The sequence below is a fragment of the Flavobacterium hibisci genome, from assembly GCF_020026925.1.
Lineage (GTDB): Bacteria > Bacteroidota > Bacteroidia > Flavobacteriales > Flavobacteriaceae > Flavobacterium > Flavobacterium hibisci.
Map to the genome: position 1 here is coordinate 391,216 of NZ_JAIQDW010000001.1, position 11,145 is coordinate 402,360.

General features: G+C 35.2%; 14 protein-coding genes. 12 read left to right on the forward strand and 2 right to left on the reverse strand.

Annotation, left to right across the window (positions count from 1 at the left end; translation table 11 throughout):
- The first annotated feature begins 72 nt into the window (after positions 1–72).
- From K8B81_RS01390 to K8B81_RS01445, 12 genes are all read left to right on the forward strand, one after another.
- A complete protein-coding gene (locus K8B81_RS01390) occupies positions 73–855 on the forward strand; it encodes a hypothetical protein (RefSeq protein WP_223678290.1) in 783 nt (260 codons plus the stop codon).
- 98 nt (positions 856–953) lie between these two features.
- Positions 954–1,538, forward strand: coding sequence for a TetR/AcrR family transcriptional regulator (locus tag K8B81_RS01395; protein ID WP_223678292.1), 585 nt, complete (start codon positions 954–956; stop codon positions 1,536–1,538).
- Between the two features lie 53 nt (positions 1,539–1,591).
- Complete coding sequence (locus K8B81_RS01400) at positions 1,592–2,089, forward strand: acyl-CoA thioesterase (RefSeq protein ID WP_223678293.1); 498 nt, start codon at positions 1,592–1,594, stop codon at positions 2,087–2,089.
- Between the two features lie 97 nt (positions 2,090–2,186).
- Entirely contained in the window at positions 2,187–2,381 is a 195-nt protein-coding gene (locus K8B81_RS01405; protein ID WP_223678295.1) for a hypothetical protein, read from the forward strand.
- 108 nt (positions 2,382–2,489) lie between these two features.
- A complete protein-coding gene (locus K8B81_RS01410; RefSeq protein WP_223678297.1) occupies positions 2,490–3,611 on the forward strand; it encodes an NAD(P)/FAD-dependent oxidoreductase in 1,122 nt (373 codons plus the stop codon).
- Positions 3,612–4,325 carry a methyltransferase domain-containing protein gene (locus K8B81_RS01415; protein ID WP_025572723.1) on the forward strand — a complete coding sequence of 238 codons (714 nt, stop codon included), beginning with the start codon at positions 3,612–3,614 and terminating at the stop codon, positions 4,323–4,325.
- A complete protein-coding gene (locus K8B81_RS01420) occupies positions 4,322–5,374 on the forward strand; it encodes a type III polyketide synthase (protein ID WP_223678299.1) in 1,053 nt (350 codons plus the stop codon). Before K8B81_RS01415 ends, K8B81_RS01420 begins: the two co-directional genes overlap by 4 nt.
- A 24-nt stretch (positions 5,375–5,398) precedes the next feature.
- The gene (locus K8B81_RS01425; protein ID WP_025572720.1) at positions 5,399–5,836 is read left to right on the forward strand and encodes a 3-hydroxyacyl-ACP dehydratase FabZ family protein; all 438 of its coding nucleotides are present in this window, start codon (positions 5,399–5,401) and stop codon (positions 5,834–5,836) included.
- Positions 5,833–7,107 carry a beta-ketoacyl-[acyl-carrier-protein] synthase family protein gene (locus K8B81_RS01430; RefSeq protein ID WP_223678301.1) on the forward strand — a complete coding sequence of 425 codons (1,275 nt, stop codon included), beginning with the start codon at positions 5,833–5,835 and terminating at the stop codon, positions 7,105–7,107. The genes K8B81_RS01425 and K8B81_RS01430 overlap by 4 nt, the downstream gene beginning before the upstream one ends.
- A gap of 1 nt (position 7,108) precedes the next feature.
- Positions 7,109–7,363: an acyl carrier protein gene (locus tag K8B81_RS01435; protein ID WP_025572717.1), complete on the forward strand. Its 255-nt coding sequence runs from the start codon at positions 7,109–7,111 to the stop codon at positions 7,361–7,363.
- Positions 7,360–7,857 (forward strand): 4'-phosphopantetheinyl transferase family protein, encoded by a 498-nt coding sequence (locus tag K8B81_RS01440; protein ID WP_223678303.1) that lies wholly within the window; start codon positions 7,360–7,362, stop codon positions 7,855–7,857. The genes K8B81_RS01435 and K8B81_RS01440 overlap by 4 nt, the downstream gene beginning before the upstream one ends.
- A gap of 66 nt (positions 7,858–7,923) precedes the next feature.
- Positions 7,924–9,498: a Na+/H+ antiporter gene (locus K8B81_RS01445; RefSeq protein WP_025572714.1), complete on the forward strand. Its 1,575-nt coding sequence runs from the start codon at positions 7,924–7,926 to the stop codon at positions 9,496–9,498.
- 2 nt (positions 9,499–9,500) lie between these two features.
- On the opposite strand, the gene K8B81_RS01450 is transcribed toward K8B81_RS01445, so the two are convergent.
- Both K8B81_RS01450 and K8B81_RS01455 read right to left on the reverse strand, forming a co-directional pair.
- Positions 9,501–10,094 carry a nucleotidyltransferase family protein gene (locus tag K8B81_RS01450; RefSeq protein ID WP_223678305.1) on the reverse strand — a complete coding sequence of 198 codons (594 nt, stop codon included), beginning with the start codon at positions 10,092–10,094 and terminating at the stop codon, positions 9,501–9,503.
- A 17-nt stretch (positions 10,095–10,111) separates the two neighbouring features.
- Positions 10,112–11,119, reverse strand: coding sequence for an XdhC family protein (locus K8B81_RS01455; protein WP_223678307.1), 1,008 nt, complete (start codon positions 11,117–11,119; stop codon positions 10,112–10,114).
- Positions 11,120–11,145: the final 26 nt, after the last annotated feature.

Sequence of the window (11,145 nt, forward strand, 5' to 3'; positions counted from 1 at the left end):
TTTGATTTGCTCCACTACTGTATAAGCCAACCTGCTTATTTTAAAAAATAGTATCAATTTAATTCAACTGCAATGGCAACAGTACCTCCGGACAAAAAGAGTAATTACGAAAAATTATTTGCTTCCTGTATCATAAGAGATAGTAAATACCCTGAAATTGACAAAATGATAGCTAAAATGGTTTTGAACAAAGCCAGATATGAATCTGTGGGCGACCGATTAAATATCCCATGGTTTGTCATTTCAATTATACATTGTATGGAAGCTAGTTTAAGATTTGATACCCATTTACATAATGGTGATCCTCTTAAAGAGCGTACAGTACAAGTTCCTGTAGGGCGTCCAAAAATGGGAAACCCGCCATTTACATGGGAAGAAAGCGCCAAAGATGCTTTAATCTATGACAGACTTAATACATGGACAGACTGGAGCATTGCCGGAATTCTTTATAAATTTGAATTGTATAATGGATTAGGTTATTACAGACAAGGCATTAATTCGCCTTATTTGTGGAGCTATTCTAATCATTATACAAAAGGAAAATATGTCCAGGATGGACGATATGATCCCACCGCTATTTCTAAGCAATGCGGTGCAGCGGTATTGTTACGTCGCATGAGCGAACAAAAGCTCATAACATTGCCAAATGGGAACTTACTGGAACAAATCCTTGAATTGGGAAACAAAACACTATACTACTCCGGTACCGTTACCAATGAAGCCAAAGAATTACAAACACTTTTAAACAGAGCCGGATGCATACTAAGAGTTGATGGTAAGGCAGGCGAAAGAACTTCTACAGAATATTTTAAATTCAGTAAAAACTATTTAAAAGGAGATCCAAGAGAAGTCTAAAAAACAACTTAGTTTTCTAGTGATTAATAATTTTGTGTTATCATATACCGATCGGTATTTTTGTTATATTTGTTCAAAATTTATTCTGTTTGAACATTATGAATACATCCGAATTTATATTAGATAAAGTAGCACCTATTTTTAATAAGCAAGGTTATGTTGGAACTAGTCTTTCAGATATAACTAATGCTACCGGACTTACAAAAGGAGCTATTTATTGCAATTTTTTAAATAAGGAGGATTTAGCATTAAAATCTTTTCAGTTAAATGTAAATCTGGCCATAAAACCACTATTCAGGATAATTGCCAATATGCAAGGCAGTTTGAATAAACTACAAGCCATAACAAATTACCATCGAAGTTATTATGATTTAGTCAAAGATCGTGGCGGATGTCCTATGCTGCGTGTAGGTGTAGATACAAAGTTTATTAATCCCCTACTGTTTGAAGAAGCTCAAAAATTATCCCTGAGATTTACTACCGGATTGGTAAATATTATACAGGAAGGCATTGATACTAATGAAATCAAAAAAGATACTAATCCGCTTCAATATGCCCAAATCATTTTATCGTTAATGGAAGGCAGCTCACTTCTGGCATTTACTCACGATGATTCGTCTTATATAGTAAATTCTATGAATCATGTTGATACTATATTGATTGCGAGTATTAAAAAAGAATAAAAAAAATTTAACCTTACAGATACCGATTGGTATTTGTGTAATTTATTTCGAAAATGAATAAAATATTAAAAACAAAAAGAAAAATCAGATTTCAGGACTGTGATCCTTTTAATCATTTAAACAATTCAAAATACCTCGAATATTTTATTAATGTCCGTGAAGACCAGATTGCAGAAAATTATGATCTGGATATTTTTAAATATATGAAAACAACAGGGCTTAGCTGGGTTGTTGCCTCCAATCAGATAAGTTATGTAAGACCAGCCTTCACCATGGAAATAGTAGTAATAGAATCTCAATTGATTCAGTATACTGAAAACCTTCTTCTGGTTGAAATGAAAATGTGGAATGAAGATGAAACAGAATTAAAAGCTGTCCTCTGGATAAAGTTTATTCATTATAATATTCAGGCAAAAAAAGTAGCAAATCATTCTGATGATTTAATGAAATTATTTCAATCTGTTGTAATTCCTGTCAATCAGTCCATTTTTGAAAACAGATATTTAGAAATTATTCAGGAACTAAAAAATCGTATCTATACTGATTCATAATAAATTATAAAGGGATTTTATAACTTTTCAAAATGATTATATAAGTTAACCTGTTTTATTTCAGATAATTTTATAAAAAATTTAAAAGTTAAGAGATATGAACACAAATAATCAAAATCCGAAAAACACTAAAAACGGTAGTTCCGATCACCGTGTAGATACAAGAAAACATCAGTATAAAGATCATGATGAAGTCTTAACAAACGATAAAAATTATGATCCCGAAACTCAAAAATTCAAAGGAAAAGAACCTGAGTTTGATGATAAACTGAATAATGAAGAAAAAAAATAAAAATTAAAACGTCTCAATAACAATATTTTGAGGCGTTTTTCTATTTCTGTGAAATCCTGTAATTCAAAAGAGGTAGATTATATGCGCTTTATTTGCTAAATTAGATGTATGAAAACAAAACCAGATGTAATAATCATTGGCGGCGGTCTGGCAGGTTTGACAGCAGCTATACATCTTTCTAAAAAAGGATTAAAGGTAATCTTAATCGAAAAATCAGAGTATCCGCGGCATAAGGTATGCGGAGAATATATTTCTAATGAAGTCCTGCCCTATCTTCTTTGGCTTGATATAGATATTTTACAATCGAATCCCCAACAGATTTCGTTTTTTGAATTTACAACTCAAAATGGCAAAATTGCTCGAACAAAACTTCCTCTTGGCGGATTTGGTATTAGCCGATACATGCTGGATACTATTTTATATGAAAAAGCAGTATCAAATGGCTGCATTATTTTAAAAGAAACGGTTACAGATATTTCTTTTGAAAATGATGAATTTTCAGTTACAATACCAAATCAAACAATACATTCAAAACTAGTTTTAGGAGCCTTTGGAAAACGCTCTAACATTGATCAGTTTTTAGCACGCGATTTTATAATGAAAAAATCACCATGGCTGGCGGTTAAAGCGCACTATTCTGGGAATGTTGCTAATGACCAGGTAGCACTTCATAATTTTAACGGAGGTTACTGTGGTGTTTCAAAGGTTGAAAACGATATCATAAACATCTGTTATCTTGCAGATTATACTTCTTTCAAAAAATATAAAAATATAGAGGATTATCAAAAAAATGTCCTTTACAAAAACAAGCACCTTAAATCTATTTTTGAAAACAGTACACTCTTGTTTGATAAGCCGCTTACTATCAGCCAGATTTCTTTTGATAAAAAACAGCCTGTAGAAGACCATGTTTTGATGATTGGCGATGCTGCCGGACTTATTCATCCAATGTGTGGTAATGGAATGGCGATGGCGATACACAGCGCAAAAATAGCATCAGAATTAATACTTGAATATCATACAGGAACAATAACTTCAAGAGCTATTTTAGAAAAAAAATATGCGGCACAATGGCAGAAAAATTTCGGCAGGAGATTAGCAATGGGAAGGATTTTGGCAAGTGTCTTAACCAATAAAACAATAACAAACATATTTGTGTCGGTCGTTGCCTCAATGCCAGCATTATTATCCCAAATAATCAAACAGACACACGGTAAACCAATAAGTTAAATGGCAATAAACACAAAATACAGAACACAGGAAGCCGAAATAATGGACGATTTTTCACTTCAGGGAAGAGAACTCCGTATTGCTCTTGATCAGATTGCCCGTATTAATCAATTGCTTGGAGGCAATCAGGTTACACTTCACGGAATAAAAAAAATAATAAAAAAAATTAATGTTTCCCAGACAATCGTAATTGCTGATGTAGGCTGCGGTAACGGCGATATGCTGAGAATGCTGGCCGATTTTGGATTAAAAAACAATCTTAAATTTAAGCTTATCGGAATTGATGCTAATGCCTTTACTGTAAATTATGCCCAAACATTATCTAACGATTACTCTAATATTGAGTATTTGTGTCTGGACATTTTTAGCGAAGAATTTTCTACAATTAACTATGATATTGTACTATGCACCCTCACGCTGCACCATTTTACGGATGAACAAATATTAAATATAATTACTACCTTTAATAATAACGCAGGCATTGGTATTGTTATCAATGATTTGCATCGCAGTAAATTGGCTTACAGGCTATTTAAATTGATTTGTATCGTTTTTAGTCTGGGCAAAATGTCGCGTGAAGATGGTCTTGTATCTATTTTAAGAGGATTTCGAAAAAAGGAACTGGAAGAGTTTTCAAAAAAACTGAATTTAAAAAACTATACCATAAATTGGAAATGGGCTTTCCGCTACCAATGGATAATTACAAAAATATGAGTGTCAAAATAATAACTGTTGTTAAACAACTCCCGCAATATTCAAGAACAACAGAAGAAATACTTCCGCTTTTGGATGGCTGGCTGACGGGTCAGGAAGAACGTTTTATAAAAAAAGTAAAAAAAATATTTGAAGGTGCTGCGGTAAGCAAACGTTATTCAATAATGGATCCGCTGGAGGTTTTTACAGCTACCTCTTTTGAAGATAAAAATGATATTTACAGTCGGGAAATGATTGTTTTGGGCGAAAAAGTTTTAGAAAAAGCGCTCGCTAAGGCAAGCTGGGATCCGCAAAGCGTTGACTATATTATTACTGTAAGCTGCACTGGTATCATGATTCCTTCTTTAGATGCGTATCTGATCAATAAGATGAATCTCAGGCAGGACATCGTGCGTTTGCCTGTTACAGAAATGGGTTGCGCTGCAGGAATTTCTGGTATTATATATGCCAAAAACTTTCTGAAAGCCAATCCGGGAAAACGTGCTGTAGTGATAGCAGCAGAGTCTCCTACTGCAACATTCCAGCTTAATGATTTTTCGATGCCGAATATTGTAAGTGCTGCTATTTTTGGTGATGGCGTGGCATGCTGTCTTTTATCATCGTATGAAGAAGATCAAGGGCCTGAAATACTGGATGAGCAAATGTATCATTTTTATGATGCGGAACATATGATGGGTTTTAAACTTACCAATACCGGTTTGCAAATGGTATTGGATATTGAAGTCCCGGATACAATTGCGGCTCACTTTGGAGATATTATCCATCCGTTTCTGAAGAAAAATAATTTAGAAATAAAAAATATTGATCATATGATATTTCATCCCGGAGGAAAAAAAATTGTCAATACAGTTGAATCTCTTTTTGCAGACCTGGATAAAAATATTGATGACACAAAAGAAGTATTAAAACAATACGGAAACATGTCGAGTGCTACTGTTCTTTATGTTTTGGAAAGAATTATGAATAGTAATCCAAAACCCGGAGAAAAAGGACTAATGCTTAGCTTTGGTCCTGGATTTTCTGCTCAAAGAGTATTGTTGCAATGGTAAAAATTATCAGATAAAAATAAAATGATGAACCTGAACGAAATTATAGAAAAATTACCTTACACAGAACCTTTTCTGTTTGTAGATGAACTGCTTCATGTCGATGAAAACAGTATTTCAGGAACTTATACTTTTAAAGAAGACCTGGACTTTTATAAAGGTCATTTTAAAGGAAATCCTGTAACCCCTGGTGTAATCCTGACAGAAACGATGGCCCAGATAGGCATGGTTTGCCTTGGAATCTATCTGTTAGGTGATGCCTTTAACAAAGAAACAGTCATTGCTTTCACTTCTGCCGATATGCAGTTTTTAAAAGCGGTTTATCCTAATGAAAAAGTTACTGTAACAGCTCAAAAAACATTTTTCAGGTTTGGAAAATTAAAATGTGAAGCAGTAATGAAAAATGAAGCCGGACAGGAAGTCTGTAAAGGAATTTTGGCCGGAATGATAACGACAAAATTATGAGTAAACGGGTTGTAATAACAGGTCTTGGTGTAGCAGCTCCAAATGGTGTTGGAATTCCTGCGTTTACCTCTGCTATTAAAAATGGGGTATCGGGTATAAGGCATGATGCGCAATTGCAGGAACTTCAATTTTCGTGTCAGATTGCAGGCAAGCCTGAAATAACCGAAGAACTCAAATCGCAATATTTCACCGATCTTGAACTGCGCGGGTTTAACAGTACCGGGATTTTGTATGGTGTTGTTGCAGGTATGGAAGCCTGGAAAAATGCGGGATTACCAGTAGAAATTAATGACGAGCCGGATTGGGATAGCGGAACTATTTTTGGATCCGGAACTTCCGGAATTGATAAATTTCGCGAAAGCATTTATAAAATAGACGAATTGCAGACCCGAAAATTAGGGAGTACCGTCGTGGCTCAGACTATGAACAGCGGCATAAGTGCTTATCTTGGCGGCAAACTCGGTTTAGGAAATCAGGTAACCACAAATTCATCAGCCTGTTCAACCGGAACCGAAGCGATAATAATGGCTTATGACCGAATAAAATCAGGAAAGGCAAAACGCATATTAGCAGGAAGTACAGGTGACAGCGGCCCGTATATTTGGGCTGGATTTGATGCACTTCGCGTATGCAGTTCAAAATACAATGAGAATCCGGAACTTGGCTCACGCCCTATGAGTGCAACAGCAGCAGGATTTGTACCCGGAAGCGGCGCAGGCGCTTTGCTTATTGAAGATTTGGATACTGCTTTAGAACGTGGTGCCACTATTTATGCTGAAATTTTAGGTGGAAATGTAAACTCAGGTGGTCAGCGTGGAAACGGAAGTATGACGGCTCCAAACAGCACTGCAGTACAGCGATGTATTACAGAAGCTATACAGAATGCGGAAATTTCATCAGCCGGTATTGATGCTATAAATGGTCATCTCACCGCTACTACAAAAGACAGTCTTGAAATAGAAAACTGGACAAAAGCACTAAACCGAAAAGGAGATAATTTCCCGTATATAAATTCCCTAAAAAGCATGACCGGCCATTGCCTGAGTGCTGCAGGAAGTATTGAAAGTGTCGCTTCCGTACTACAGCTTTATGAAGGTTTTTTATTTGGAAATACCAATTGTGAAGATCTTCACCCTGATATTGAGAAGCTTATTGACCCCTCAAAAGTGCTTTATAAAACATTTGATATTGATCTGAATATTGTAGCGAAAGCCAGTTTTGGTTTTGGTGATGTAAATGCTTGTGTACTATTTAAAAAATATAAAAATTAATATGAATAAAGAAGAACTTATTGCCAAATTAAAAGTTATTATTAAGCCTTATACGGCTAATAATGAAGCTTATGATAATCTTACTGAGAATACAGATTTTATAAAAGATCTCGAAATCAATTCGGCTAATCTAGTCGATATTGTACTTGATATTGAAGAAAATTTCGACGTTGTCATTGATAATACAGACATGGAAAGAATGCTGGATGTGAAAACGGCAGTCGAAATAATTGAAACTAAATTAGCGGCAAAATGATTGGCAATGACGTGGTAGATATATTGCAATCACGTCAGGAAAGTAACTGGCAGCGCAAAGGATTTCTGGAAAAACTGTTCACCGCAGAAGAACAGTTTTTTATACAACAGGATTCTAATCCGGAAATTATGGTATGGCTGTTTTGGAGTATGAAAGAAGCGGCATATAAAATCTATAACCGCGAGACAAAACGAAGAGAGTATATTCCTAAGAAACTGATTTGTAAAATTCTATCGGATGACAGGGATTACATTACAGGTGAGGTGAATTGTGGCGAAAATATTTATCATACAAAATCCACGATTGTAGATGACAGTATACATACGATTGCAGTTAGACGCTATGGTGATTTAAACAATGTAATTGAAATTAAAAAAACAGGAATATTTAAAGATCAATATGGAATTCCTTATTTAAGTAACGGTAGTAAACCAATTAAAAATGTGTCAGTTAGCAATCATGGTAGATTTGAAAAAATAGTCACTATTGTTTGAATTAGCTAAATTTAAATATTAGTTTTAAATAAAAAATGTTTTTTTTAACTGAATAGAAACTAAAAAATGCTTGAGAATTTTCCTTTTTATCTGGGCCTGCTAATCGTCATTTTATTACTGATTATGCTGGCTAATAAAATAAAAGTAGCATATCCAATTTTATTGGTATTAGCCGGATTGGTGATCAGTTTTATTCCGGGTGTGCCTCTTATAAAGATAGATCCGGAACTTATTTTTTTTATTTTTTTGCCCCCTTTGTTATACGAAGCGGCCTGGACGGTTTCGTGGAAAGAAATGTGGCGCTGGAGGAGAATTATTACAAGTTTTGCTTTTGTAGTGGTCTTTCTGTCAGCACTTTCAGTAGCGTTAGTTGCCAATTATTTTATTCCGGGATTTTCAATGGCATTGGGTTTTGTTTTGGGTGGAATTGTATCGCCGCCAGATGCCGTAAGCGCCGGTGCCATTTTAAAATTCGTTAAAGTACCAAAAACCTTATCCTCTATTTTGGAAGGTGAAAGTTTATTGAATGACGCTTCTTCTTTGATAATTTTCAGATTCGCAATGATTGCTGTGGCAACGGAGCAATTTATATTTTCTAAAGCAGCGACAACTTTTAGCTGGATGATCATTGGTGGTGTGTCGATTGGCCTGTTTATTGGATGGCTTTTTATGAAGGCTCATAAATATTTGCCTACAGATGCCAATTCTGATATCGTTTTATCTTTACTGACACCTTACATTATATATCTCGCTGCTGAAGAAGTACATTGTTCAGGTGTTTTGGCTGTAGTAAGCGGAGGTTTGCTTTTGTCTAACAACAGACATCGTTTTCTTAACAGCAAATCCCGCCTTCGTGGTGTGAATGTTTGGGAAAGTTTCTGTTTTATTCTGAACGGATTCGTCTTTATGCTAATCGGTTTAGATTTGCCCCAGATTACAAATGGCCTTGAAGAAGTCAGCCTGCCTTCAGCAATTGGTTATGGTGTATTAATAACACTCGTTTTGATCGTCAGTCGGATACTTTCCTCTTACGGCGCTGTAGTTGTAACTTTAATTGCACGCAACTTTATTACTGTGGCCGATACAAGAAATCCTGGCATGAAAGTACCTTTTATCCTCGGCTGGACCGGTATGAGAGGCGTTGTTTCACTGGCTGCAGCCTTATCAATACCTGTTTATTTGAATAATGGTAATGGTTTTCCACAGCGAAACCTGATCTTGTTTATCACCTTCGTCGTAATTCTTTTGACTTTATTAATTCAGGGATTGACATTGCCTTATTTTATTAAAAAAATAAAGCTTACAGATATTTACGATCCGACACCCCGCGATGAAGCTTACAATCAATTGCGACAAGAATTGGCCCAATATGCGCTGCATTATTTAAAAACGAATTACAACGATCAGTTAGACTCTAACACTCCTTTGAAATATCTTATCAAGAGATGGGAACAGCACAGTAATGGAATTGATGATGAATCTATTGGCACCGATCTCAAGGTTATTTACCTCGATTTGTTACATAAGCAGAGAGAATGGCTGGTGAATAAAAATAAAGAGGATCAGACTTTAGACGAATCAATAATTAGGCGACAAATGCATTATCTGGATATTGAAGAAGAAAAATTAAGATATATTTGAGTTTAATTAACTCTGTAAAGTTCACTGTAAGATTCAAATGTATCTATATCAGCTATATTATCTTGCGTAATAACTTCCTTAACCTCACTTTTATTTCTGTTGATAATTTGCTTAGCTCCTTCATCATTTATTAATAATGTAAGTTCTGAGAAAAATTTTCCTGGAAAAAGAACCGGCACTCCTCTGTAATCTTCTTTTCGGGTTATGACAATGGCTTCTTTTTCTTTTTTATGAAGTGCTAATAGTGTATTTAAATGATGAATGCTAATAAATGGCTGATCTGCCAAAACAAATAAAATGGCATTAATATCCGGATATTTTTTATTTATTTCAGCTGTTGCTAATGCTATAGAGCTCCCCAATCCTTGTTGCCAGTTTTCATTGATTAGAATATTGGCTCGCGATAAATCTATTTTTTCTTTAATTTCATTTGTATAAGCGCCCAGGACGACAAACACTTCAACTGCCTCAACTAAACATGTATTTTCGATAACACTGCCTAATAAAGTTGAATTTTTCCATGGCAGCAACTGCTTCGATTGTCCCATTCTTTTAGAATTACCGGCGGCTAATACTACTATGGCAGTTTGATTCATTACTTTCCTGTTATGAGTTAAGAATGAATCGCATTAATTTTATACTTTAAGGATATTGGCTCTTCTTTCCTTACGACCGAAAGTATTTCAGCAATAATACTGACGGCAATTTCCTGAGGCGTTTCTGCTCCAATGCTAATGCCCGATGGGCCATATGTTACATCCAACAGACTTTCATTATAAGAATCTGTAAATTCAAAAAAATCGTTTAAGATTTGATTTCTTCTCTTAACCGGCCCCAGAAGTCCCAGATAAGCGGGCTGTGCATTTTTTAATCCGATGAGGAACTTTAAATCGGTTGAATAACTGTGTGTCATTAAAATAACTGCCGTTTCGCTATCAATGGAAAGTGTGCTAATTTCTTCAGGCAGCAAATGTAAAACCTGATTTGCACCCGGAAAATTAGCAATCGTCTTAGGATCTTTTACAGATGCTACAATTGTTACTTCCCAGCCTGTTAAAGAGGCAAAATGACATAATTGGACAGCATCATGTTCTGATCCAATGATAATTAAATGAAAGCGCGGCTGAAGAATTTGTTTGTAAACAGGTAATGTTTTATCTAATTGAGTATTGGAAAAGGTAATTTTTTTTCCTTCGAAATGAAATTCGGAACCCAAACCCGGCTGAATTCCCTCTGTTTTGGTGTAAAAAGATTCAATTTCCAGAGTTTGTCTTTTCTTCACAACACCCTCTAAAGCATCTAAAACAGCTTTATCAGGAGAAAAGGATTCTAAAAGAATATAGAGAATACCTTCGCATCCCATTCGGTACCTTCCATCATAAACCATGATTTTTGCTTTGTGATCCAAAAATACAGACTGAGATAGTTTGAGGATTTCATTTTCAACACAGCCTCCGCTTACAGCTCCAGTCATTGAATTATTTTCAAAAATCAGCATACGAACTCCCGGTCTTCTGTAAGACGAGCCTTCAATAGCCACAACCGTAGCCATAACACTTTTAAGTCCGATTGTCTGTGCTAAAATGTATGATTCTTTTAATTTTAATAATTCGTGCATCATACTTTAATCCTTTTTTGAAATAATTT

Coding starts and splice junctions, on each gene's coding strand:
- K8B81_RS01440 (WP_223678303.1), top strand. CDS start 7,360: ATGATTGGCAATGACGTGGTAGATATATTGCAATCACGTCAGGAAAGT.
- K8B81_RS01395 (WP_223678292.1), top strand. CDS start 954: ATGAATACATCCGAATTTATATTAGATAAAGTAGCACCTATTTTTAAT.
- K8B81_RS01450 (WP_223678305.1), bottom strand. CDS start 10,094: ATGAATCAAACTGCCATAGTAGTATTAGCCGCCGGTAATTCTAAAAGA.
- K8B81_RS01415 (WP_025572723.1), top strand. CDS start 3,612: ATGGCAATAAACACAAAATACAGAACACAGGAAGCCGAAATAATGGAC.
- K8B81_RS01420 (WP_223678299.1), top strand. CDS start 4,322: ATGAGTGTCAAAATAATAACTGTTGTTAAACAACTCCCGCAATATTCA.
- K8B81_RS01455 (WP_223678307.1), bottom strand. CDS start 11,119: ATGATGCACGAATTATTAAAATTAAAAGAATCATACATTTTAGCACAG.
- K8B81_RS01410 (WP_223678297.1), top strand. CDS start 2,490: ATGAAAACAAAACCAGATGTAATAATCATTGGCGGCGGTCTGGCAGGT.
- K8B81_RS01435 (WP_025572717.1), top strand. CDS start 7,109: ATGAATAAAGAAGAACTTATTGCCAAATTAAAAGTTATTATTAAGCCT.
- K8B81_RS01430 (WP_223678301.1), top strand. CDS start 5,833: ATGAGTAAACGGGTTGTAATAACAGGTCTTGGTGTAGCAGCTCCAAAT.
- K8B81_RS01400 (WP_223678293.1), top strand. CDS start 1,592: ATGAATAAAATATTAAAAACAAAAAGAAAAATCAGATTTCAGGACTGT.
- K8B81_RS01445 (WP_025572714.1), top strand. CDS start 7,924: ATGCTTGAGAATTTTCCTTTTTATCTGGGCCTGCTAATCGTCATTTTA.
- K8B81_RS01405 (WP_223678295.1), top strand. CDS start 2,187: ATGAACACAAATAATCAAAATCCGAAAAACACTAAAAACGGTAGTTCC.
- K8B81_RS01390 (WP_223678290.1), top strand. CDS start 73: ATGGCAACAGTACCTCCGGACAAAAAGAGTAATTACGAAAAATTATTT.
- K8B81_RS01425 (WP_025572720.1), top strand. CDS start 5,399: ATGAACCTGAACGAAATTATAGAAAAATTACCTTACACAGAACCTTTT.